This window comes from Cellulomonas sp. GbtcB1, from assembly GCF_019091725.1.
Lineage (GTDB): Bacteria > Actinomycetota > Actinomycetes > Actinomycetales > Cellulomonadaceae > Cellulomonas.
In genome coordinates this window covers 1-240 of the sequence record NZ_JAGXJG010000496.1, presented here as the reverse complement: position 1 = coordinate 240, position 240 = coordinate 1, and the positions used below count along the sequence as shown (strand labels likewise).

Annotated in this window: 1 pseudogene; it reads right to left on the bottom strand. The window is 80.0% G+C overall.

From position 1 onward, the window contains the following. A pseudogene (locus KVT14_RS21150) lies at positions 1 to 240 on the bottom strand (hypothetical protein); the annotation flags it as partial.

Below are 240 nucleotides of genomic sequence, written 5' to 3'. Positions count from 1 at the left end.
CGCGCCCTGCACGGTGATCGACGCGCCGTCGTCGGTCCCCGCGAGCAGCGCCGGCCCGGTCTCCGCGTCCGCGAGCAGGTCGACGTCGGTGGCGGACACCTCGACGTACGACGACCCGTCGGGCGTGGTCTGCAGCGTCGGCGCGTCCTCCCGCGGCCAGAGCGCCACGGGCCCGGCCACGGGCGCGAGCAGCGCGACGCCGGGCAGCACGACGACGACGGCGGGGGCCCGCCGGCCCCC